Annotated in this window: 24 protein-coding genes; 18 read left to right on the top strand and 6 right to left on the bottom strand. The window is 50.9% G+C overall.

Going from position 1 to position 22,203, the window contains the following annotated elements:
* The first annotated feature begins 96 nt into the window (after positions 1 to 96).
* The 4 genes from purM to MET42_RS0113775 are packed head-to-tail and all read left to right on the top strand — an operon-like array spanning position 97 to position 4,276.
* Positions 97 to 1,143, top strand: coding sequence for a phosphoribosylformylglycinamidine cyclo-ligase (purM, locus tag MET42_RS0113790; protein ID WP_019883688.1), 1,047 nt, complete (start codon positions 97 to 99; stop codon positions 1,141 to 1,143).
* Between the two features lie 14 nt (positions 1,144 to 1,157).
* Positions 1,158 to 1,859 carry a DUF3108 domain-containing protein gene (locus MET42_RS0113785; protein WP_232411628.1) on the top strand — a complete coding sequence of 234 codons (702 nt, stop codon included), beginning with the start codon at positions 1,158 to 1,160 and terminating at the stop codon, positions 1,857 to 1,859.
* A gap of 28 nt (positions 1,860 to 1,887) precedes the next feature.
* On the top strand, positions 1,888 to 2,976 hold the full coding sequence (locus MET42_RS0113780; RefSeq protein ID WP_019883686.1) for a DUF3108 domain-containing protein: 1,089 nt from the start codon (positions 1,888 to 1,890) through the stop codon (positions 2,974 to 2,976).
* A 22-nt stretch (positions 2,977 to 2,998) separates the two neighbouring features.
* Positions 2,999 to 4,276, top strand: a complete 1,278-nt coding sequence (locus tag MET42_RS0113775) for an RsmB/NOP family class I SAM-dependent RNA methyltransferase (RefSeq protein WP_019883685.1) — start codon at positions 2,999 to 3,001, stop codon at positions 4,274 to 4,276.
* 26 nt (positions 4,277 to 4,302) lie between these two features.
* On the opposite strand, the gene MET42_RS0113770 is transcribed toward MET42_RS0113775, so the two are convergent.
* The gene (locus MET42_RS0113770; RefSeq protein WP_198289757.1) at positions 4,303 to 4,887 is read right to left on the bottom strand and encodes a hypothetical protein; all 585 of its coding nucleotides are present in this window, start codon (positions 4,885 to 4,887) and stop codon (positions 4,303 to 4,305) included.
* 95 nt (positions 4,888 to 4,982) lie between these two features.
* Between MET42_RS0113770 and MET42_RS0113765 the strand changes: the two genes are divergently transcribed.
* The 3 genes from MET42_RS0113765 (at position 4,983) to MET42_RS0113750 (ending at position 8,551) form a co-directional block, all read left to right on the top strand.
* Positions 4,983 to 6,209 carry a dicarboxylate/amino acid:cation symporter gene (locus tag MET42_RS0113765; RefSeq protein WP_019883683.1) on the top strand — a complete coding sequence of 409 codons (1,227 nt, stop codon included), beginning with the start codon at positions 4,983 to 4,985 and terminating at the stop codon, positions 6,207 to 6,209.
* A gap of 6 nt (positions 6,210 to 6,215) precedes the next feature.
* On the top strand, positions 6,216 to 6,749 hold the full coding sequence (locus tag MET42_RS0113760) for a GNAT family N-acetyltransferase (RefSeq protein WP_019883682.1): 534 nt from the start codon (positions 6,216 to 6,218) through the stop codon (positions 6,747 to 6,749).
* A gap of 860 nt (positions 6,750 to 7,609) precedes the next feature.
* Positions 7,610 to 8,551: a DMT family transporter gene (locus MET42_RS0113750; protein ID WP_019883680.1), complete on the top strand. Its 942-nt coding sequence runs from the start codon at positions 7,610 to 7,612 to the stop codon at positions 8,549 to 8,551.
* A gap of 90 nt (positions 8,552 to 8,641) precedes the next feature.
* Here the strand turns inward: MET42_RS0113750 and ampD are convergent, their stop codons facing one another.
* Positions 8,642 to 9,190 carry a 1,6-anhydro-N-acetylmuramyl-L-alanine amidase AmpD gene (ampD, locus tag MET42_RS0113745; RefSeq protein ID WP_019883679.1) on the bottom strand — a complete coding sequence of 183 codons (549 nt, stop codon included), beginning with the start codon at positions 9,188 to 9,190 and terminating at the stop codon, positions 8,642 to 8,644.
* Between the two features lie 126 nt (positions 9,191 to 9,316).
* Here ampD and MET42_RS0113740 point away from each other — a divergent pair, with 126 nt between their 5' ends.
* Complete coding sequence (locus MET42_RS0113740; RefSeq protein WP_029512458.1) at positions 9,317 to 10,327, top strand: sodium:calcium antiporter; 1,011 nt, start codon at positions 9,317 to 9,319, stop codon at positions 10,325 to 10,327.
* Positions 10,328 to 10,380: 53 nt separating this feature from the next.
* Here MET42_RS0113740 and MET42_RS0113735 read toward each other — a convergent pair whose 3' ends face one another.
* Both MET42_RS0113735 and MET42_RS0113730 read right to left on the bottom strand, forming a co-directional pair.
* Positions 10,381 to 11,883 carry a sigma-54 dependent transcriptional regulator gene (locus tag MET42_RS0113735; protein ID WP_019883677.1) on the bottom strand — a complete coding sequence of 501 codons (1,503 nt, stop codon included), beginning with the start codon at positions 11,881 to 11,883 and terminating at the stop codon, positions 10,381 to 10,383.
* Positions 11,884 to 13,485: a nitrogen regulation protein NR(II) gene (locus MET42_RS0113730; RefSeq protein WP_019883676.1), complete on the bottom strand. Its 1,602-nt coding sequence runs from the start codon at positions 13,483 to 13,485 to the stop codon at positions 11,884 to 11,886. It lies immediately after the preceding gene.
* A 290-nt stretch (positions 13,486 to 13,775) separates the two neighbouring features.
* Between MET42_RS0113730 and MET42_RS0113725 the strand changes: the two genes are divergently transcribed.
* The 3 genes from MET42_RS0113725 to MET42_RS0113715 all read left to right on the top strand — a co-directional run bounded on the left by MET42_RS0113725 (position 13,776) and on the right by MET42_RS0113715 (position 15,309).
* Positions 13,776 to 14,351, top strand: coding sequence for an RNA polymerase sigma factor (locus MET42_RS0113725; protein WP_029512457.1), 576 nt, complete (start codon positions 13,776 to 13,778; stop codon positions 14,349 to 14,351).
* A 4-nt stretch (positions 14,352 to 14,355) separates the two neighbouring features.
* Positions 14,356 to 14,727 (top strand): DUF3619 family protein, encoded by a 372-nt coding sequence (locus tag MET42_RS0113720; RefSeq protein WP_019883673.1) that lies wholly within the window; start codon positions 14,356 to 14,358, stop codon positions 14,725 to 14,727.
* 138 nt (positions 14,728 to 14,865) lie between these two features.
* On the top strand, positions 14,866 to 15,309 hold the full coding sequence (locus tag MET42_RS0113715; RefSeq protein WP_019883671.1) for a DUF3106 domain-containing protein: 444 nt from the start codon (positions 14,866 to 14,868) through the stop codon (positions 15,307 to 15,309).
* 85 nt (positions 15,310 to 15,394) lie between these two features.
* Here MET42_RS0113715 and pbpG read toward each other — a convergent pair whose 3' ends face one another.
* Positions 15,395 to 16,471: a D-alanyl-D-alanine endopeptidase gene (gene pbpG / locus MET42_RS0113710; protein ID WP_019883670.1), complete on the bottom strand. Its 1,077-nt coding sequence runs from the start codon at positions 16,469 to 16,471 to the stop codon at positions 15,395 to 15,397.
* A gap of 214 nt (positions 16,472 to 16,685) precedes the next feature.
* On the opposite strand from pbpG, the gene MET42_RS0113705 reads away from it, so the two are divergent.
* Positions 16,686 to 17,057 (top strand): glycine cleavage system protein H, encoded by a 372-nt coding sequence (locus MET42_RS0113705; RefSeq protein WP_019883669.1) that lies wholly within the window; start codon positions 16,686 to 16,688, stop codon positions 17,055 to 17,057.
* A 24-nt stretch (positions 17,058 to 17,081) separates the two neighbouring features.
* Here MET42_RS0113705 and MET42_RS0113700 read toward each other — a convergent pair whose 3' ends face one another.
* Positions 17,082 to 17,276: a hypothetical protein gene (locus MET42_RS0113700; RefSeq protein WP_019883668.1), complete on the bottom strand. Its 195-nt coding sequence runs from the start codon at positions 17,274 to 17,276 to the stop codon at positions 17,082 to 17,084.
* Between the two features lie 129 nt (positions 17,277 to 17,405).
* On the opposite strand from MET42_RS0113700, the gene MET42_RS0113695 reads away from it, so the two are divergent.
* From MET42_RS0113695 to MET42_RS0113670, 6 genes are all read left to right on the top strand, one after another.
* Positions 17,406 to 17,672: an FmdB family zinc ribbon protein gene (locus MET42_RS0113695; RefSeq protein WP_019883667.1), complete on the top strand. Its 267-nt coding sequence runs from the start codon at positions 17,406 to 17,408 to the stop codon at positions 17,670 to 17,672.
* A gap of 12 nt (positions 17,673 to 17,684) precedes the next feature.
* The gene (locus MET42_RS0113690) at positions 17,685 to 18,284 is read left to right on the top strand and encodes a DUF502 domain-containing protein (RefSeq protein WP_019883666.1); all 600 of its coding nucleotides are present in this window, start codon (positions 17,685 to 17,687) and stop codon (positions 18,282 to 18,284) included.
* A 32-nt stretch (positions 18,285 to 18,316) separates the two neighbouring features.
* Entirely contained in the window at positions 18,317 to 20,107 is a 1,791-nt protein-coding gene (aspS, locus tag MET42_RS0113685; protein WP_019883665.1) for an aspartate--tRNA ligase, read from the top strand.
* An 85-nt stretch (positions 20,108 to 20,192) separates the two neighbouring features.
* Positions 20,193 to 20,723, top strand: a complete 531-nt coding sequence (locus tag MET42_RS0113680; protein ID WP_019883664.1) for an adenine phosphoribosyltransferase — start codon at positions 20,193 to 20,195, stop codon at positions 20,721 to 20,723.
* A gap of 69 nt (positions 20,724 to 20,792) precedes the next feature.
* Entirely contained in the window at positions 20,793 to 21,221 is a 429-nt protein-coding gene (locus MET42_RS0113675) for a VOC family protein (RefSeq protein WP_019883663.1), read from the top strand.
* Between the two features lie 96 nt (positions 21,222 to 21,317).
* Entirely contained in the window at positions 21,318 to 22,106 is a 789-nt protein-coding gene (locus MET42_RS0113670; RefSeq protein ID WP_019883662.1) for a quinoprotein dehydrogenase-associated SoxYZ-like carrier, read from the top strand.
* Positions 22,107 to 22,203: the final 97 nt, after the last annotated feature.

The following is a 22,203-nucleotide window of genomic DNA, read 5'->3' as shown; positions in this document are numbered from 1 at the left end:
TACTGAATTTCAACGCTGTATCGCGCTTTGTTGTAAACATCTGCGCTGCTTACAGTGGTTCACCTGATTAATCGCATTGAAAGAAACGAGAGTATCTTGACGACTTCTTCTGATAAAACTTCACTCACCTACCGTGATGCTGGTGTCGATATGGAGGCTGGTGATGCCTTGGTCGAGCAAATCAAGCCGTTTGCCAAGCGCACCATGCGCCCGGAAGTGATGGGCGGCATTGGCGGCTTTGGCTCGCTGTTTGCCATGCCTAAAAAATTCAAGGAGCCAGTACTGGTGTCCGGCACCGATGGTGTGGGCACCAAGCTGAAACTGGCTTTCCAACTGGACAAGCATGATACTGTTGGTATCGACCTGGTGGCCATGAGTGTGAACGATATCCTGGTGCAAGGCGCTGAGCCGCTGTTTTTCCTCGATTATTTTGCCTGTGGCAAACTCGAAGTTGGCACCGCTGCCGCGGTGATTAAAGGGATTGCCCTCGGCTGTGAAGAGTCAGGTTGTGCGCTGGTGGGCGGTGAAACGGCCGAAATGCCGGGCATGTATCCTGCCGGTGAATATGACCTGGCGGGCTTTGCTGTTGGTTGCGTGGACAAAGCTAATATCATCGATGGTTCTACCATCAAAGCCGGTGACGTGGTGTTAGGCCTGGCTTCCAGTGGTGCGCACTCCAATGGCTATTCGCTGATCCGCAAACTGATTGAAAAATCCGGTATCGATATGGAATCCGATTTTCATGGACGTCGCTTTAAAGACGTGGTCATGGCACCCACCAAGTTGTATGTGAAGTCTATTCTCAAGTTGCTGGACACCCTGCCAGTAAAAGGCATGGCGCATATCACTGGTGGCGGAATTACCGAAAATATTCCACGCGTATTGCCTGAAGGCTTGACGGCGGAAGTACAAAAATCCAGCTGGACCTTGCCACCGTTGTTCCAGTGGTTACAGGCACAAGGCAATATTGAGCCGATTGAAATGTACCGCACATTTAACTGTGGTATCGGCATGGCAGTGATTGTGGCGGCTGAGCATGCAGAGCAGGCGCAAGCTGTGCTGGCTGGCGCGGGCGAGACGGTGTACCGCATTGGCCAGATTCGTGCGCAACAAGCAGGTGAAGCACCGACCGTGGTCGTGTAATGCGTGATGGTGTAATGCTGCTTTTCAGCAATCACAAGCGCATCGCGGCCAGCCTGTTAGCCACGATGCTGCTGTTGCTATCGCCTGTGTTGTCAGCGGCACCCAAGCAGTTGACGCTCAAATATGACTTGCTGCAACAGGGCATCACCATCGGCACGGTCAAAGACCAGTTGAGTGTAACCGGCAACCGTTATCAAATCGCATCGCTGGCTGAGGGTAAAGGAATCTATAAGCTCATGGGTGAGCGCACACTCTCCAGCCAGGGCCAAGTGGTTGCCAATGCCTTGCGCCCCAATCGTTTTGAGTCTCGTCAGTCCAAGCACCCGGATAAAGCACTGATCAGTGATTTTGACTGGGCAAAAAAAGTGCTTAAGATGCAGATTAAAGATGAGCAGGCGACAGATAAGTTATCCAAGGGCACGCAGGATTTATTAAGTGTGATGTATTGCTGGATGTGGCAACCGCCTAAGGACAAGCAGGTGAGTTTTGCCGTTGCCAACGGTAAAAAACTGGCACCACATACGTTTGTGGTGACTGAGGAAACCACGCCATTGCAGACTGAGGCGGGGACATTTAATGTGATTAAACTGACAGATGCGGATGGTGAGAAAACCCTGTATCTGGCCAAGGATAAAGGTTATTTGCCAGTGAAGCTGGTGATTCAGGATGATGGTAAACGCATGGAACAGGTGATCACCAGTATCACCGGTCAGTAACAGGTTCTGCAGCGAGAGAAAGCGCGTGATGCAAGCATCAGCTCTGCGACACTGGATTCAACAGCATGTTTCATGGCCACTGGCGCTGGCGCTTTGCCTGTCGTTATTACTGCATGTGTTTGCGTTTAGCGAAGTGAATTGGCGCAACTGGTTTGACAATGAAGTGCGTGCGCCTTCTGTATTGCAGGCACGATTATTACCGCCTCCTGCACCGCCTGTCTCTACTGCGTTGGCAAAACCCGTTTCGCCGCTCAACTCACCCAAAAAGCAAGCTGCACCGCCGCCTGCGCAGGTGCCAGTCGTTACACCACCGCCAGCAACTGAATCGAGTACGGTGACAGATACATCGCAGGCGCCATCGGCTGATGCTGAGCCGCCAGCCATCAGTGAGGAAGAGACGCAAACCAGGTTGGCAGAAATCAATGCCTGGCATGAAATGGATCACCCTGAGGCTGTGCCGGATGATGCACAGCCACCGCCTTACCAGCATGTGAGGACTGACTTTGTGGTGTTTGTGAACGGCGAAGAGCGGCCCGCGGGCAGCGCAGAAATTGAGTATGTTCGCGATACATCGGCCACTTATCGTTTGCGTTGGCTGGTGGAAGGGCGCGGTCTGTTAAAATTGCTCTATCCCTCGCTAGAGCAGCAAAGCTCAGGCGAAGTGGGCCCAGGCGGTTTGAAGCCGCAATTGTATCGCTATGCCTTTGGCAGCCGCGCCAGTAAAACTTATGAAGCTGTGTTTGACTGGGAAACCAATGTGATTACCCTGAAAACAGCCAAGGGTGAGCAGCGCCGGGATTTGCGCGTCAATACGCAAGATATCCTCAGTTTTATGTACCAGTTTATGTTTGTGCCGCCGTTGCAAGAAATGCATGTGACGCTGACCAATGGCCGGCGCGTTGGTGAATATGAATATACGTTTGAAGGCGAAGATAGCCTGGTGATTGCTGACCAGACCATTCAGACGGTGCACATTGTGCACACACGTGGCGATACCGACGAAAAAGTAGAACTATGGCTGGCCAGCGATTATCGCTATGTGCCGGTCAAAATTAAAAAGCTGGAGAAAAACGGCATGGTGATTGAGCAAGTCGCCACGCGGTTGATCACCGAATAATGTAAGTATTTGAAAGATTCTGATGAACCAATCCCTGATGCGCCAGACGGCGATGTTGTTAAACGACATACTGAAGTTCGAAAGTCCGGCCGATGCCAAGCTCAGCGAATTTTTTCGCCAACATCGTGAGTTAGGTACCAAAGACCGTGCATGGGTGGCTGAAACCGCTTATGGTGTCTTGCGCCGTTATCGTTACCTGCGCGAAGTCTCTGTCAGTGAGACAGACGAGCAGGAAGATACGCGTAAACTGATTATTGCCTGGTGGCTCAAGATTGAAGGCAAAAGCATTCGTGACTTAGATGAGATGCTGGATGAGCGCCAAAAAGAATGGGCAGTGGCCATTAAAAGCAAAAACAGTGAAGGCTTTGCGCCAGCTGTGCTGGCCGATGTACGCGACTGGTTCTGGAACAAGCTGGTCGAGCAATATGGCGAGGCTGAGGCGATGACCATTTGCCGCAGCATGTTTGAGCAAGCGAGCCTCGATTTACGCGTGAATACCATCAAGTCCAACCGTGAAGAAGTGCTGGCGCGCATGCTGGCAGAAAACACAGTGAAAGATAACGTCATCGCCCCAACCCCTTATTCACCTGTGGGCATCCGCATGGGCGCACGTCTCAATATCGGCAAACACATCCTGTTCACCGAAGGCAAAATTGAAGTGCAGGACGAAGGCAGTCAGTTGTTGAGCTACCTGGTCGCGCCTAAACGCGGGCAAATGGTGGCCGATTTATGTGCAGGTGCTGGCGGTAAAACCCTGGCACTGGGCGCACTCATGAAAAACACCGGCCGTTTATATGCGTTTGATGTGTCTGAAAAACGCCTGAATAACCTGGGTCAACGCTTGAAACGCAGCGGCTTGTCTAATCTGCAAGCGCAACTCATCAACAACGAAAACGACTTGAAACTCAAACGCCTCAATGGCAAGTTTGACCGCGTGTTGGTCGATGCGCCATGTAGTGGCCTGGGTACCTTGCGCCGTAACCCTGACCTGAAGTGGCGTCAGGCGGAAGAAGATGTTGCCGAGTTAAACGTCAAACAAACCAATATCCTCGCCCGTGCCGCCAAACTGTGTAAAGCAGGTGGCCGTGTGGTATATGCCACATGCAGTTTGTTGCGTGACGAAAACGAAGCCATTGCCGAAGCGTTTTTACAAGCGCATCCAGAGTTTAAATTGGTGCCTGCCAATGAAGTGCTGGCGCAGCAGAATATCGTGCTCGATACCGGTGAATATTTGAAGTTACTGCCGCATCTGCATGGCACAGATGGTTTCTTTGCAGCGGTGTTTGAAAAAGCGGCTTAGCTATTAGCTGCCTCTGGGCAGCCTTTTTACTCGATCAGGTGGTCTGCTTGCATTTGTTTGATCACATGTGCAGCAACCTCTTGATTGGAGCTTGTCGGTGCATACACCTCGGCGCGGTAATGCCATACAGCGCTTGATTCAGTGGCAGGGCGTATCCAGATATCTACGGTGTAGTTTTGTAAATACTTTGCAGCAGCGACTTTACCTGATTCCAACGTAATGGAGAGAATATGGCTAGGTTTATGCCGTTGAGATGCTTCCATCAATTTGGATAAGTTATTTATTTCATATCCTTTGACCGTATATTCACTGACTGGAATGCCTGCGTGATTCAACTGCTGTTGCAGTTCTACTGCGACTGCGTAGGCTTGATGATTCAAAATGTCTTTGCGATTTTGTTCAGGCCGAACAATCATGAGTTGATTGATATTGCCCAAGGGGCCGCGTTTTACTTCTGAAGTTGCTTTAATATCACTACCCGTACTGGCGCAAGATGCAAGAAAAATTAATCCGGCAAAAGTGATCGCGTAGTTTTTTATTAGCATCATTATCCTTATTTCTATATTAGCCATGAGCGTGATTAAGCTTTCTGGATTTAGGATTGTCAGCAAGGTATTTCATCTCCCGACATGAATATTAACGTATGTAAACTTTATACGTGTTGGTGGTTTTGCACAATGTAATTATTTTTAAGGATGTCGTGTAAATGAAAAGCATTGGACTCAATGGACAAATCTTTTTCGCCGCCACCGCCGCGGTGACACTTGGCCTTTTTGCACATGGCAAACAAGTCGATAGCGCTTTATACGCCGCCAATCTGATTGGTACTCTGTTTATCGACCTGCTCAAAATGGTGATGATCCCGCTGGTATTTTGTGCCATCGTCACCGGCATTGCCAATCTCCGCCAGCATAGTCAAATTGATATTGTCTGGAAAACCACACTATTGTTTTTTGCTACGACTACCATCATTGCAGTCGTTATCGGCTTGGGTGCCAGCCATCTTTTCCAGCCTGGAGCAGGTTTGCACCTCAATATGTTTGCCGATGCCCTGCAGCAGTTTGAAACCAAGCAACTCACCTTGCCTGAGTTTTTCACGCAATTTCTGCACGGCATCTTTATTAACCCGTTCAAAGCGCTGGCTGAGGGTAATATCCTGGCCATTGTGGCTTTTGCCTTGTTGCTGGGGATTGCGCTGGTAGTATCTGCCGAGCGTTACCCACACTTGCTGGCTGTGTTTGAAGAAGGCATGGCGGTGGCGATGCAGATGATCAACTGGATTATGCGCCTGGCACCTTTTGGCATTGCCGCGTTGCTATTCAAACTGGTCGCCACGCAGGATGTGAGCCTGTTTGCCAGCTTGACCAAATTCATGCTGGTGGTGACAGGGACCACCTTATTCCATGGTCTGGTCGTGCTGCCACTATTGTTATTCCTGCTTACCGGCAAACGTCCGTGGTGGTTTTTACAGCGGGCGCGTGAGTCCCTGCTCACGGCATTTGCCACCAGTTCGAGTAATGCCACCATGCCGGTGACCATGCGTTGCGCGACAGAAAATATGCAGGTGAAGCCTGAAATTGCAGGCTTTGTGGTGCCGCTGGGCGCCACCGTGAATATGGATGGGACCGCATTGTACGAAGCCGCGGCTGCTTTGTTTGTTGCACAACTGGCTGGTATTGACTTGTCACTCGGGCAGCAACTGGTGGTGTGCTTTACCACCATGATCGCCGCCATGGGCGCACCGGGTATCCCGAGTGCGGGTATGGTCACCATGGTTATGGTATTGCAAAGCGTGGGTTTGCCCGCTGAGGCCATTGCCATTTTATTACCGATAGACCGCTTGCTGGATACTGTACGTACTGCGGTGAATGTGGAAGGCGACATGATAGGTAGCCTGGTGGTACAACATCGAATCGAAAAATTAGTGCAATAAACCTCAATGACTGAATTAATCATAAGACCTGCCCAGGTGCAGGATGCCGATGCAATTTCGGCACTGGTCAATCGTGCTTATCGCGGCGAAAGCAGCCGGGCAGGCTGGACCACGGAGGCGGATCTGCTGGATGGCAAACGCACGACGACCGGCGATGTACTGGCATTGTTAAATCGTCATGATGCCGTGATCCTGACTGGCTGGGTCGCCGAAACGCTGATGGTCACGCTGTGTGCAGAATGGCATGCGGATGAACAAGTCGCACATCTGGGCATGATTGCGGTAGAGCCAACGGCACAGAATCGAGGCTATGGTAAAAAGATAATTCTGGCGGCCGAGCAATTGTCGGTTGAGCGCTGGGGCGCGCTTGCCAGTCAAATGGCGGTGGTCAGTGTGAGGCAGGCGCTGATTGCGTTTTACCAGCGGCTTGGGTACCAGGCGACGGGGGAATTAAAGCCTTTTCCTTATCTGCCGGAGATGTGGCAGGCGAAGGTGGAGAATATGCAGTTGATCACTTTACAAAAGAATTTGATCGTTTAATTGATTGCTGGATTAGGCTGGGAAAGTAATTCTTTGGCGGGTGGATTGATAAGCTGCTTTTCGCCCTCTCGGCGAGTTACTTTTCTTTGCTTGCACAAAGAACAAGTAACCAAAAGAAATGCACCCCAGCTTCCGCTTTTATCCTGTGCTACTCGGCTTGCCGGGCGTCCATCGAAACTCGCCCTGACAAGCCACACAGAACGTGGCTTGTTGCGGAGCTCGGACAGCCGATGGCCGAAAGCTCCCGCCAACCCTGCGTTGCTCGGCGCGGCAGATGGGGTCCCCGAACACCACGTGAGCGCCACCATTCTTGGTGATTATCGGCAAAGCTGAAGAATTATGCTTCCGTTAAATTTTCACTAATGGTCGTTTGACGAGACAAATCCCATCCCATCACGCTGAGTAGCGGAAACAAAATAAGAGTTGAGGGAGCGACTGTCTGAGCTCCGCAACAAGCCACGTTCTGTGTGGCTTGTCAGGGCGAGTTTCGTGACCGCTTATTTTGTTGAGCAACGCAAGGCAGCCGTCAGGCCGTGATGGCTGGGTGCCCTCTTCTTTGGTTACTTTCTGAGGGGCAAACATCAGAAAGTGACTCGCCTAGAGGCGAAAAGAAAAGTATTGAACACACATATAAATTAAACAGTTCCCTTGACCATTCTCCCAAACCCACGTAAATTCCATAAACTTATGAACAAGCAATTCCTCCAATCTACTGTTGTGGTGATGAACCGAAAGGCATTGTGGCTAGTCGCCACATCGTGCTGCGGTTGCTGCTTGTCGTAATTCTTTTGCAACCGCGGGCTCTCCGCGGTTGATCTTGTCATACCCTTCCCGGTGAGCCCCATTGATTCAGGGCTCATATGAAAGATTCTACCCATCCGTATTACGGTGCCATGCTGGTACTGATATCGTCCGTGGCCATTTCGTCGAAAGCGATCATGGTCAAGCTGGCTTACGTCTATCACATTGATACGGAGACCTTGATTGCGTTGCGTATGGCGTTTGCTATGCCGTTTTTTATCGGGTTGGGCTGGTGGGCGATGCAACAAGATACACCACTGACCATGAGCGTCAAAGACTGGCTGTCTCTGCTGGTGTTAGCCACCGTCGGTGGTTATGGCTCGATGTGGCTGAATTTTGAAGGGTTGCGTTATGTCTCGGCCGGGCTGGAAAGGGTGATTCTGTTTATTTACCCCGCACTTGTGGTAGCGATGAGCGCGGTATTCCTCAAACACACGATTACGCGTCGTGAGTGGTTTGCTATGGTGACCAGTTATGCAGGCGTGGTGTTAGTGGTGTTGCATGATGTGGAGCTTGCAGGTCTGGGCTCGCAGCAGACGCTGTATGGCGCCTGGCTGGTGTTACTGAGTGCGATTGTCTATGCAGGTTACCTGTTGGGGAGTGGCCAATTGATTCCCAAGCTGGGTGCTAGCCGGTTTACGGCGCTCACCATGACCCTTGCGGCGTTAGCCAGCGGCTGCCACTTTGGGGCCAGTGGTTCATTCACGGCCATGATCGGGCAGCCACAAGCGGTTTATGTGCTGGCTTTACTGATGGCATTGATTGCGACGGTATTGCCTGCGGTGTTGATGAACCTAGGGATTCATCAGTTGGGTAGCCGCAAGGCAGCACTGATTAGTGCGGTTGGGCCAGTCGCGACGATTGTGCTGGCGTATTTATTTCTTGGCGAAACGGTGTCGTGGATACAGGGTATGGGCACCGCTTTGGTGTTAGTGGGAGTGATGGCAGTGAGTTTGGAGAGTACGCCGCCTATCTCCGAAGCAAGCGCTGCTAAAGCTTAATCTTTTTTGCACTCTGACGGTTCAGTCACTCCTGGCAAGCCGTCAAAGCCAGCATCACGCATCGGACGCTGCCTGGTTGGCGTCTGTTGATCATGTGATTCGTTGCCAATCAAAGAATGGGCCGGGGTCGGTTTTGCGTCCCGGCGCAATATCTGAATGCCCGACAATGTGCCTGATGGCATAGCGTTGTCGCAAGGCATTGATCAGTGCTTGCAAGGTGATGTATTGCACATCTTCAAACACCTCAATGTCACTGCCTTCGAGTTCTATGCCGACTGAAAAGTCATTACAGCGTTCGCGGCCCTGCCATTTTGAGAGTCCGGCATGCCAGGCGCGCTGGTTACAGCTCACAAATTGTAATAACTCACCTGTGCGGCGTATGAGAAAGTGTGACGAGACCTTGAGGTGCGCAATCTCGGCATAATAAGGGTGTTCCTGCGGGTCTAACTGGTTGGTGAACAATTGCATAATGCCCGGGCCGCCATACTGGTCGGGCGGCAGGCTGATATTGTGGATGACGATCATATCCACTTCGGCAGGCTGTGGCCGTTCATCCTGGTTGGGCGACAATATATATTGCACCGGGCTGGCGAGGCCAGCGGAGTCAATGTGAATAGCAGAGGCAGGTGTTTGGGACATGCGAACATTGTAGGTGAATTTGGGCGAATTGCGTTATGATTCCGCCCGCATGCACACGTTTGTCATGCACATGCGGGGCAGGCGGTGGCCGCATGCGAGATCGATTACCGCCAGACAGGAATAGTCATGGTTTTTCTACAATTATTGCTAATGTTGCTGCTGATTTTGGTGGCGGCTGAAGTCTTTACCAATGCCCTGGAACATTTGGGTGAGCGGCTAGGTATTTCCGAAGGGGTGACCGGCTCTATTTTTGCTGCAGTGGGCACGGCATTGCCGGAAACGCTGGTGCCGTTGCTGGCCATTTTCTCCTACACCTCATCGACCGGCGACAGTCATGCCGGCCACGATATCGGTGTCGGCGCCATTTTGGGCGCACCTTTGATGCTGGCGACGCTGTCTATCAGCTTAATGGCGTTCTCGGTGTTGAAGCGTCGTGGCGCGCATGGGCATATCCGTCCTGAGCGTACTGGCCTGATTCGGGACCTCAACTTCTTTATTCTGGCCTTTATTTTCGCCACCATCGCCATGTTTATTCCGCACACTGAAGCATTGGTGCGTTACGGCATCAGCATCCTGATGATTTTGACCTACTTTGTGTATGTGCTGATGACGATTAAAGCGTCCAAAGGCCTGGTAGAAGAGGGGCATGCGACTGAGGCTGAAGACGTCATGATGTTATCCAGGCTTGGTTTGCCGACCAATATGGTGACGATCGTGCTGCAATTGCTGATTGGTCTGGGCCTGTTGATCGCAGGTGCCAAAGGCTTTATCAACGAGGTCGAAACGGCGGCGGCGATTTTAGGCGTGTCAGCTTTGCTGCTGTCTTTGCTGATTATCCCGATTGCGACCGAGTTACCGGAGAAAGTGAATAGCATTTTGTGGATACGCAAGGGTAAAGATACCCTGGCATTTGGCAATATCACCGGCGCCATGGTGTTTCAGGGCACGTTGTTACCGGCCATCGGTATTATGTTGACTGACTGGGCACCAAGGCAGGAAGTGGCCTTGGGCATCCTGATCACTTTGCTGGCGGCAATCTGGGTACGTTACCGAATTGCCAAAGGCGGCTTGCTGGTGTGGCATTTGCTGGTGAATGGCTTGTTCTACCTGGCCTATCTGGCGATCGTGTTGAGTTAATCAAACAGATGTTAAAAAGGGCGACTATGCAGTCGCCCTTTTTTATTGGCTATTTATTCCTCGTCGCCTTCGGCATCGTCCAGGTCGGCATCCTGTTCTTTGGATAGCCCGAGTTTGGACAAGCGATAGCGCAGGGTACGGAAGCTGATGCCTAATAGTTTAGCCGCTGCTGTTTTGTTGTTATTGGTTTTTTCCAGCGCCTGCAAAATAGTGCGTTTTTCAATATCTTCCAGGTAATCAGACAAGCTGATATCCATAGGCAACATGGTGCTACTGCCCGGGGTTGCCTGCACCGCTGGCTGATTTTCGCGAGGTGGGGTGGCGGCGAGAATGGCCGGGATTGGCTGGCTGGGTTCTTCCAGGATGGGGGCATTCCAGGGTAGCACAGGCTTGTCGCTGAGGCTGGCGGGCATCTCATCCAGTGACAGGTCTTCAACCGTAATGGTGACGCCGTCACATAATGCCAGCGCACGTTCCAGCATATTTTCAAGTTCACGCACATTGCCATGAAAAGGTAATTGCTGAATGTAGACTTTGGCTTCGTCTGCAATGCCGGGGATGCCGATACCCTGCATCAAGCACAATTTGCCCAGCAAGCGTTCAGTTAGCTCGGGGATATCTTCCGGCCGCTCGCGCAAGGACGGCATTTTGAGTTGAATGACGTTCAGGCGGTAATATAAGTCCTGACGGAATTCGCCTTTTTCCATCATGGCATTCAGGTTTTTGTGTGTGGCGGAAATAATGCGCACATCCACCGCTTCTTCACTGGTACTACCGACTACGCGTACTTTTTTCTCCTGGATTGCACGCAGCAGTTTTACTTGCATGGCCAGCGGTAAATCTGCGACTTCGTCGAGGAATAGCGTGCCGCCGTTGGCCGCCTGGAACAAGCCTAGCGTATCCTGGATGGCCCCGGTAAACGATCCTTTTTTATAACCAAAGAATTCGCTTTCCATCAGGTTCTCGGGAATGGCGCCGCAGTTCACGGCGATAAAGGATTGATCCTTACGCGAGCTGTTGAGGTGAATCAGCCTGGCAGCCAGTTCTTTCCCGCTGCCGGATTCGCCGCTGATATAAACGGGTGCCTGGCTACGCGCCAGTTTGGCGATCATGGTGCGCACGTAAGCCATGGCGGGTGACGCGCCAATCAGGTCTACCGTATTAGCGCCTTGCGATTCTTTTTGTGAAGACAGCTTGAGCGCAGACTCTACCAGTGGGCGTAATTGTTTAAGCGAAATCGGCTTGGTGATGTAATCATAGGCGCCCGCTTTTAAGGCAGAAACCGCATTTTCTGCACTGCCGTAAGCGGTAATTACTGCGACTGGCAGGCCAGGAAATTGTGCATTGATATATTGCACCAGCTCCAGCCCGAGGCCATCTGGCAGCCGCATATCTGTCAGGCAAAGGTCATAGCTGAATGAGTTCAGCATGTGTTTTGCGTCCGTCACCGAGCTGGCACTTTCTGCCTGTATGCCCATGCGTTCCAGGGTCAGTACCACGAGTTCGCGGATATCGGTCTCGTCATCGACGACCAGGCAGCGATAAGAGTTTGCCATTTAAACGATTGCCTTTTTAACTGTCAGTGAAAATTGCGTGCCATTGGCACTACTGGTGTAATTTAATTTTGCGCCATTGGCTTCGGCCAGTTCGCGGGCGATAAATAAGCCCAAGCCGGTGCCGGTTTTTTCTGTGGTCATGAATGGTTCAAACAAATGCGGCTGTATTTTGGGGTCGAGGCCGCTGCCGTCATCTTTCACGTGCACGTGAATGAATTGACCGCTTTTATCGCTCACTACCTTGAGTTGCAAACTTTGGGCATGCTGCTGGCTATGCCGCCAGCCATTTTTACATAAATTCCACAAAATCTGGTTGATATGCCTGCGGTCAAACACGATCGCGCTCTCTTTGGCTGGTAGATCCAGTGTAAAGTTGCTGAGGGCTATCTTTTCCACGGCGCAGAATTGCTGGTAGAACTCTTGCACAAAGTGGTTGATGTTGAGCTGCTCCTGATTGGTGCGGTCACGGCGGTTGAGTTCCAGCACGTCCTTGATAATTTGATCCAGCCGTTGCACGTTGTCAGAAATGATTTGCAGCATACGCTGCGTGCCTGGTTGCTGCGAGTCTTCCTGCATCAATTGTGTCGCGTGGCTGATTGCGCTGAGTGGATTGCGGATTTCGTGCGCGATATTGGCGGTCAGCCTGCCTAATGCCGCCAGTTTCACCTGATGTGCCTGTGTCTGGATTTGTGACCAGTCTTCGATAAAAATCACCACACCATTATCAATGCTTTCTGAAATGGGGTGAAAGCGTATACCCAGGTCGCGGTTATTGATGCCGAGTTTGGTCGCGTCTGTCGCGGCGAGCTTGCTGGCGGGGGAGGATTGCAGTAATTGCATCACGGCAGGCATCAGCTCCGCGAGCGGGGTTTGCAGCTGTATGGCGGCTTGCAGCGTCATCTCTTCCAGCCCTAACAGTTTGCACGCTTGCTGGTTGTAGTGCTTGAGCTGTTGGTGCTGGTCAATCACTAATACGCCGTTCGGCATCTCTTGTGTAATCAGCGCATTGGTTTTGGCCAGGTATTCAATATCCTGGCCGCGCTGCGTTGCGAGGTTTTCGCTGCGTTGCATGCGCGCAGTCAATGTTTGCGCCAGCCAGGCGGTGGCGAAGCAGCTTAGGGAAAGGACCACCGCATTGCTGAAATCATTGAGTGGCAGGTTGCGATGGATGATCTGGAAGGTGTTTTCGAGCAAGATGCCGATGGTGGCAATGGCGGCATAAAACAGGGCAAAACGGCCATCACTGATCAGGCCGGCAAAAATAATGTTCACAATCAGCAGTAGTCCGATGCCACTCTGGTTGCCTGGCAAAAAGTGCATCATCAGCACTAAAAAAACAATATCCAGGCTGGTCTGGATTTTTAATGGCAGGCCGCGCTTGCATTGCAGTGATTCAAAGCTGACGCTGACGGCAATCGCGTACAAAAAGAAAATCAACAGTAACCAGAATGAGAGTGAAGGCTCTGAGGGGGCGTTTCTAAAGTAGGGCCAGAGCTGGCTGCCGAACAGCATGCCTGAGGCGCCCAGGCGGAACAGGCTGTAAAGCCGCAGGTGCTGGCTGTCTGGTGTTTTTTCGAGGGTGGTGATCGTGGTGGCCGTCATGCAACTGACTCCGTGGTCGCGCGGCTGGCGGCGCAGGCGTGACGTGTGTGCGACGGATCGAGCAGGGTGATAGAATTTATTTTTTTGGTCGTCATAAAGGGTGGCCGAACTTTCGCTGCTATCGAGCTTATTCTAACAGTAAATAAATTTAAAACTGATATACTCGCAAGCGACAGGGAGATAAAACGGTGCATATTTCTGTGATGACATCTCATAATTCACAACAATATCGCGAAAAAAGCACGTGCGTCAGTGGCAAACACTGGTGATCTCGGGGAAGAGGATTTGTAGTGGCGAGTGCGCAAGAAATATCGGATTTTTTACGACAGGTTGAAAAGCGGGCATTCAGGCAAACCGCGTATGCGGTGCGTGATGACCATGCTGCGTTGGATATTGTGCAGGACGCCATGTTAAAACTGGCTGATAAATATGCCAGCAAACCGGTTGAAGAATACCCCATGTTGTTCCAGCGTATCCTGCAAAATACCATGCGGGATTACTGGCGTCGGCAGAAGGTGCGTAACCTGTGGACCACGCTGTTTTCGTCTTTCGGCCAGTCTGATGACGAAGATTATGATCCGCTGGAAACCATAGAGGTGGAAAGTGCTGACGGTGACCCTTCTGATCAATTGGAGCGGTCGCAAATCATGGCCCTGATCGAAAAGGCATTGGCAAAATTACCTTTACGTCAACGAGAAGCATTCGTGCTGCGTTATTGGGAAGAGTTGGATGTTGCTGAAACGGCATCGGTCATGGGGTGTTCAGAAGGAAGTGTTAAAACGCATTGTTCGAGAGCGGTCAGTGCGTTATCTACATTGTTAGAGCAAGCCGGGATCGGAACCCGCAAGTTACAAAAGAAGGAGTAAAGCCATGAGGAAACAACGTCATCCAGAAGACGACTTGCCTACCCCTCTGCGCGAAGGTGTTGAGTGGCTGAAGCAAGATGATCGGCCTTTGTCGGCTGAGGTAGAAGCCCGCCTAGCAGAAGCACGACAGGCTGCATTGACGCAATTTGCCCAATCAAGCCAGTCTGGGCATGCCTGGGCAGATGCCTTGTCCTGGGCCTCTTTTGGCCATCCGCGGATGGCCGGTATGGCGGCCTTGTCTGTATTTTTTGCGCTCGGGCTATTTGTCCTGTCCGCCAGCAATAATGATGATGCGATGTTGCTGAGCGATGATTTGCCTGTCGAGGCTTTTGTCGATAGCGGATTCGACGCCTGGCAATATTCAGAAAATATTTGAGTGGCCAGCTGGATTGAAAGCAAAACTTGGCGGGATGAAGAAAATAATGTGTCAATGGAACAATGAGAAATGATGCGAAATCATTCTGTTTTATTAGGGTGGATAGTATTAGCGGTGTGTGGAAGCGGTGGCTTGTCGATGCATGCCAGTGCGGCTGATCATGATTCTGGCCAGCGCTGGCTGGCGATGGCGGATATCGGTGCGATCAAGAATGATCTGTCACCTGCTGATCCTGCTGCCAATGTGACGTGGTCGCACCTGACTGATCAGCAGCGCGCCGTGTTATCGCCTTTGGGTGGTGAGTGGGATACGCTACGCCCATGGCAGCGCGAGAAAATGCTGGATATTGCCAAAGAATACCCCAAGATGGATGCGCAGAAACAGCAGCGCATTCAGCATCAATTGGTGAAATGGAGCCGCATGACGCCGTATGAGCGTGAAAATGCGCGCAAGCGTTATCAGCAGTTTCAGAGTTTGAGCCCTGAGAAAAAAGACGTGCTACGCAAGCAGTGGAAAGAGCATAAGCAAAAAGCTGCGATTACTGAGGGCTATGATCCTGAGTTTGATGGTGCTGAACATTAGTTGGCCTGTAGTGGCGCTAAATAAAATGCGCTGACAATAAAAAACCCGCGAATCTCGCGGGTTTTTTATTGTATTCGGTTGACGATTAATTGGCTTCGTCGCCCAGTGTTTTGCTCATTGACAGCCCAGTCAGCACAATGCCACCGTCGTTGTGTGAGGTCAGGGTGCTGTAGTTATGTTCCATCCATTTTTTGATGCGCCGGGCATCGCCGATACGGGTCAGTTTGCCAACGGAATCCAGCAACACCAGAATCAGTGGCTCGCCAGCAATGGTTGCTTGCATCACCAGGCAGCGTCCAGCTTCGCTGATATACCCTGTTTTTGATAAGCCAATTTCCCAGCTGCTGTTGGTGCTTTCACGTACCAGCGCATTGGTGTTGTGGAAGTGTATAGGCTGGCGTCTGCTGCCGACATTCAGGTCGTAGTCAGAAGTCGTCGTGATTTGACGAATCAATGGGTATTGATAAGCCGCGTGTACCATTTTTGCCAGGTCCATGGCCGTAGACACGTTGTTGCTGGTGAGGCCGGTAGAATCTTCAAAATGGGTGTTCATCATGCCCAGGCTGGCAGCCTTGGCATTCATGTCTTGAATAAAGCGCGCTTTGCCGCCCGGGTAGTTGGTTGCCAGTGCAGAGGCGGCGCGATTCTCTGAAGCGATCAATGCCAGGTTCAGCATATCTTCACGCGTCATGGTGGTGCCAACCGGCAGGCGTGAAGAGGTGCCTTTCAGGTAATCCACGTCCATTTCAGTAATCGAGACCTGGTCATTCAAATTCAGTTTTGCATCTAGCACCACCATGGCAGTCATCAGTTTGGTCACTGAGGCGATGGGTGTCGGCGTATCCAGATTTTTGGAATAAATGATTTCGTGCGTGTTCTGGTTCATCACCAGCGCTTTGGTGGAGGCGATGGACAGGTTGCCATGGCTACCGGATTTACCTTCGAAAGAATCAAACATTTCTGCATCAATCGCAGGTCTGGCTGATTTTCTGGCATGCGCATGCAGTTTAACCGGGCGCATGGATTTGGTTTTTTCCGGGTTGACGCGGTATTGTGAGGATCGCGTGCTGTATTTCTTGCTCTTGGCGGCAGAAACGGTCTGTTTTTTAGAAGGTGACTTTGCTATGGCTTGACCCGCAGGTGCAAAAGCGATGGAACACATTAGCAACACTTTAAGGCAATGCTTGTAAAAACTCATAATCAACCTTCCGAAAACCCGACTCATTATTGCCCAGTTATTATTCAGAGTCAATCACTTATCGCAATTTTTTCGTGTAAAAAATTAAACCGCTTTTTGACTTACCTGAATAAGTTTTGGCGCGTTTCGCAGACTGTGGCACAATAATTATCTACTAAACTTTTGATTTTTAAATCATATGTCAGCAGGCTTGAAATACTTCTTTTCTAAAGACCACACATGGGCTGCTCAGTCCGAAGATGGGGCATGGTTGGTCGGGATCACTGATTACGCACAGAATATGCTGGGTGATGTGGTGTTTGTGGATCCGCCAAAAGTCGGCCAGTCCGTGGAACAATTCAGTGTGTGTGGCTTGATTGAGTCGGTCAAAACAGGCTCGGATATTTATGCGCCTTTGTCCGGCGTAGTACAGGCCATTAATGAAGAAGCACTGTCTTCGCCGGAGAAGATCAACGATCATCCGTACGCTACCTGGTTATTCAAGCTGGCGCCTGATGCCAGTGGTGTGGCGTCTTTGCTGGACCAGCCGGCTTACGACGCGCAGCTCTAAATCACTGCGCTTTTGGCGCAGCGGCTACTCCACTTTTCTGATTTTGAGTGTCGGTTCGGCGTAGAGTAAATCCGCCAGGTGTAATGTCACCATTTTGCCCGGTTGTGCTTGTTTACCAAGTGTCAGCATAGGGTGATGTATGTTGAGGTCGCGGCTGGCTAATCCCAGAAAAAACAGCATAGTCAGCATAAATGGTAATTTGAGTGAGAGTTGTTGCATATCGTGCTCCTTAAAGTCTTTTCAATTCAAATACATCTCTGTGCTTTTGGTGATTTGTAACGCGAATCAGGTATAATTTGCACTTGGTGAAATTTTTCCAGCAAGTTGCCCTTCAGGTTGTGTTAACAAATGCCTATCTACGATTTTCAATGTACCGCGTGTGGTTACCAGCAAGAGCTGATGCGCAAAGTGTCCGCGCCTTCTGTTGAGGCGTGCCCCAAGTGTGCGCAAGAGACATTTAGCAAGCAGGTGTCTGCTCCTAATTTTCAACTGACCGGTAGTGGCTGGTACGCGACCGATTTCAAAAACAAGCCGGCAACAAGCAGCAGTAAATCCACAGAATCTGCCACAACGACCGAGGCTGCCAAGTGCAACCCAGGTTGTGCCTGCCATTAAAAAACAAGACGCATGAAAAAATATTTCATTACAGGTTTGCTGGTACTGGTCCCATTATTTATTACGGTGTGGGTGCTCAAAACTTTAGTGCAAACACTGGATCAAAGTTTGCTGTTGCTGCCGGTTGCCTGGCGCCCGGAAGCCTTGCTCGGTGTGGATATTCCGGGCTTTGGTGTCATATTGACCGTGGCGATTGTGCTGGCGACTGGCCTGGTGGCAACCAATATCTTCGGCCAGCAGTTGATCGAGTTGTGGGAAGGCTTGCTGATCCGCGTGCCGGTCGTTAAATCCATTTATTCCAGCGTCAAGCAAGTGTCTGACACGCTGTTCTCGGATTCCGGCAATGCATTCCGCCAGGCATTGTTGATTCAGTATCCACGCCAGGGTTCATGGACCATCGCCTTTTTGACCGGTATGCCCGGCGGTGATGTTGCCAACCATTTACAGGGCGAGTATGTCAGCGTTTATGTGCCGACCACGCCTAACCCGACTTCTGGGTTCTTTCTCATGCTGCCTAAGTCCGAAGTGATAGAACTCGATATGAGTGTGGATCAGGCCTTGAAATACATCATCAGCATGGGTACAGTGGCGCCCTTGCCTAAACATCATTAACTGCAACACCACTTTAACTTTATAAAATTATTATGATGCGTACACATTATTGCGGTCACCTGAACCGCGAACATATCGGACAAACCGTGACACTGTGTGGCTGGGCCCACCGTCGTCGCGACCACGGGGGCGTGATTTTTATTGATTTGCGTGATCGCGAAGGCCTGGCGCAAATTGTGATTGACCCGGATACCAAAGACGCATTCGCCATTGCTGAAACCGTACGTAGCGAGTTTGTCTTGCGTGTGGTGTGTAAAGTGCGCGCGCGCCCTGAAGGCACCGTTAACCCGAACTTGCCTACCGGTGAAGTCGAGATGCTGGCGACTGAAATTGAAGTGTTGAACGCTTCATTGACGCCACCATTCATGCTGGATGACGACAACCTGACCGAGACCGTGCGTCTGGAGCACCGTTATATCGACCTGCGTCGTCCTGCCATGCAGAAAAACCTTATGCTGCGCTACAAGGTGGCGAAAAACCTGCGTGACTATCTGGATGATAACGGCTTTATCGAAGTTGAAACACCGATGCTGACGCGCTCAACACCTGAAGGTGCGCGTGATTACCTGGTGCCATCCCGTGTACATCACGGCATGTTCTTTGCGTTGCCGCAATCGCCGCAGTTGTTTAAACAATTGTTGATGGTGTCCGGTTTTGACCGTTACTTCCAGATCACCAAATGTTTCCGTGACGAAGATTTGCGTGCGGACCGTCAGCCAGAATTCACCCAGGTCGATATTGAAACTTCCTTCCTGGAAGAAAATGAAATCATGGATATCGTCGAAGAGATGATCCGTCGCATGCTGAAAAAAATTCAGGATGTCGATCTGCCTGCCAAATTCCCACGCATGCCTTTCTCTGAAGCGATGAACCGTTACGGTTCAGATAAACCAGACATGCGCGTGACACTGGAAATCACTGAACTCAGCGATGTGATGAAAGATGTCGATTTTAAAGTATTTGCCGGTGCCGCCAATATGGCGGGTGGCCGTGTGGCAGCGATTCGCGTCCCTAACGGCGCTGCGATCAGTCGTTCTGAAATTGATGCCTACACCGAGTTTGTCAAAATCTACGGTGCTAAAGGCCTGGCTTATATCAAGATCAATGACATCACTAAACTGAACGAAGAAGGCCTGCAAAGCCCAATTGTGAAAAATATTCACGTCAATGCGCTGCAAGCCATTATTGAGCGCACAGGCGCACAAAACGGCGATATCGTCTTCTTCGGTGCCGATAAAGCTAAAATCGTCAACGAAGCCCTGGGTGCCTTGCGTACCAAGGTTGGCCACGAAAAAGGCCATGTCGATGGCCGTCAGTGGGCGCCATTGTGGGTGGTGGATTTCCCGATGTTCGAGCACGATGAAGACGGTGACCGTTGGGTGGCCTTGCATCACCCGTTCACTGCGCCTAAAGATGGCCATGAAGATTTGCTGGTCAGCAATCCAGGTGCTTGCTTATCCAAAGCCTATGACATGGTGTTAAACGGCTGGGAAGTGGGCGGCGGTTCTGTGCGTATCCACAAACAAGACATCCAGTCTAAAGTGTTTGATGCATTGAAAATCAGCAAGGAAGAAGCGCAAGAGAAGTTCGGCTTCTTGCTGGATGCATTGCAGTACGGTGCACCTCCGCACGGTGGTCTGGCTTTTGGCCTGGATCGCCTGGTGACTTTGATGGCGGGTGCCGAGTCTATCCGTGACGTGATTGCTTTCCCGAAAACCCAGCGCGCGCAATGTCTGATGACCAATGCGCCGAACGAGGTCGACGAGAAACAATTGCGCGAATTACATATTCGCGTACGTCAGCAAAACGCAGCTGGCAGCTAAGCCTGGCTGGCTTGTGTGACAACTCACACGAACTCTTTAAACGCGTCTGCCTTGGGTGGGCGCGTTTTTTATTGGCGGTAACCGTATGATTAATTTGAGTGCGCACATTAGAACGATTGCCGATTATCCGAAAGCGGGCATCCAGTTTCGCGATATCACGACCTTACTCAAGGATCCGTTGGCATTTAATGCTACGATTGATGCGCTGGCCTTGCATTATGCGGATGTCGTGCTGGATAAGGTGGTCGGTATTGAGGCGCGCGGGTTTATTGTCGGTGCCGCCCTTGCCAGTCGATTGAAGCTGGGGTTTGTGCCAGTGCGTAAGCCTGGTAAATTGCCAGCCAGTGTCATTCGGCAGTCTTACGCGCTTGAGTACGGTGAAGATGCGCTGGAGTTGCATGCCGATGCGATTGTTGCCGGTGAGCGTGTGTTGCTGATTGATGATTTGATTGCAACTGGCGGCACGGCGAGGGCCGCAGTTGGCTTGATACGCCAACTGGGTGGTGTGGTAGAGCATGCCGGATTCGTCATTGACTTGCCTGCCTTGTCTGGCATGCAACATTTACAGGCCAGCGGCGTCCAAACGTTTGCCCTGTGTCAATTTGAAGGACACTGATTTTTGTACTATATTGCGCAAACGCTTTGCACACACTTTTTGATACGGCACTAAATAGATTGGAAAATCATGCCATTGACAGGAATTGATCACGTCAACTTTCGGACCGACCGCGACACCATGCATCTGTTGCGCGATTTTTATTGCGATGTGCTGGGCTTGACGGTTGGTAAGCGGGTGGCCAGCACGACGTATGGCTACTGGTTGTATATTGGCAAGCAGGCCGTGGTGCACCTGGCAGAATATAAAACCGCTGAGCCACCGCAACTGCATGTGCATGGCGTCTATGACCATGTTTCATTCAACTGTAACGATATGGATGCGATGGAAGCCAATCTGCAGGCGCGCGGCGTGACTTATACCACACGCATCCTGGCCAATGGTATCCGCCAGATCAATATGCGCGACCCGGCGGGCAATGGCGTGGAATTAAATTTTTCCGAATATGCAGACCCGAATTACGAGATGCGACCTTCAGGTGACCCAAGCAAGATTTGATCACGAGTGTGATGTGCATCACATATTCTGATGGTTAAAGCATAAGAAAATCCTTTTCATGCAAATGAAATCAATAATCAGCAGATGGGGAAATGTATGAAGAAAACATGGGTGATGATGTTAGGTGTGTTGGCCTTTGGGTTGACCGGTTTGGCGCAGGCAGAAGCTGATCCAAAATTATGGGCGGTGGTCAAAGAGGCGTTCTTTCCCAAGCGCGATATTCAGGAAGTCGACTTTCTTAAAGTTGAAGCGCCGCGCCGCGCCGAGAGCGGTGCACAAGTGCCGGTGACGTTTATCTATGACAAGGCAGCTGCCAATGGCGTGGTGCTGAAGAAACTGTATGTCATTGTCGATGCCAACCCGATTCAATTGGCCTCGACCTACCATTTAACCGACATGCTGAATGGCTTTCAGATGGCAACCCGTATCCGCCAGGAAACGGATTCTTTTGTCAGGTTGATTGGTGAAACGGCCGATGGCAAGCTGTATATGGGCAAGCGTGAAATTCGCGCCGCGGGTGGCTGTGGCGGTACCGTGGATAATAATGAAGCCGAGGTGCGCGCGGCCGCCGGCAAAATTAAATTGAACGTGGATGCGCCCAAGTTTGGCGAACCAGCCACGGCGACCTTCAATATTCGCCACGTGATGCGTACCGGCTTGCAGCGCGACCTGGTCTCACAAGGTTATGTGCCTGCGTTTTATATCAATAAAACGACTTTTACCTACAATGGTAAAGAAGTGATGACGGTGGATGTGGGTGTGGGAACCAGTGAGGATCCTTATATGAAATTCAGTTTTATTCCAGACGCGCCGGGCAAGCTGGAGGTGGTGGCCACCGATAATGAAGGTAAAATCTTTACGCAAACGTTGGATGTCCACAGCTAGATGAAATGTTGCAGATCAGGCCTCTTTTAGAGGCCTTTTTTGTTTTATGGCAAATGACTGTTTAATCGCAGTGCTAAAATAACCGCTTTAGGAAAGG

It is taken from the genome of Methylophilus sp. 42, from assembly GCF_000384155.1.
In the GTDB taxonomy this organism is placed as follows: Bacteria; Pseudomonadota; Gammaproteobacteria; order Burkholderiales; family Methylophilaceae; genus Methylophilus.
This window is presented reverse-complemented; position numbering and strand designations above follow the sequence as displayed.